This window comes from Halorubrum sp. Atlit-26R (assembly GCF_003666015.1).
GTDB lineage: Archaea > Halobacteriota > Halobacteria > Halobacteriales > Haloferacaceae > Halorubrum.
The window spans coordinates 1-563 of the sequence record NZ_QPLT01000324.1; the positions used below are offsets into that span (position 1 = coordinate 1).

Here is a 563-nt window from a genome sequence, read left to right on the forward strand (position 1 = left end):
CTGTCCTGATTCGTGGCGAACTCTTGCTGCATGTCGTAGTGATTCAGCAAGTCGCTCGTGTCGATCTCACCACGTTCCAGCGCCCCGAACGCCTCGTCCGCGTACGTGGCCATATTACCGACAGTACGGTCACGCGCAGTGGCGATTCGGTTCATAATCTGCACGTACTTCTCCGAGGAGAGCGCGTCATACGGCGTCGCACCGCCGCTTTCGGTGTATGGCACGAATGTGAACGCACCTTCGTACACGCTACCGCTGGATCCGAACGGGTCAACACGCCATCCATCTACATCGTCCTTACGCGTGTCGTAGTACGCATACGAAATCTCAGTACCATTATATGCGACGAACGTCCCGCTGTCGTCAGTGCTACCGGCTTGCGATTTGAACCCAGCACTCTCGTTGTGGAATGGGTCAGGCCCGTTCGGCCACACGACTTGGAGATCGAGATTGCTGTTAGACTCGCACTCCGTGTAGCGACGCCGAATCATCCGACATGCTTGACTCCACCGCGACACAACCGACTGCTGGCGATTCGACCAGAAGTCATCCACCGCAGCCTC

Annotated in this window: 1 protein-coding gene; it reads right to left on the reverse strand. The window is 57.2% G+C overall.

Features of this window, described 5'->3' with window-relative positions:
• The coding region (locus DVK07_RS20785; protein WP_147441305.1) for a hypothetical protein at positions 1–491 on the reverse strand (491 nt) is incomplete at its 3' end.
• Positions 492–563 lie beyond the last annotated feature (72 nt).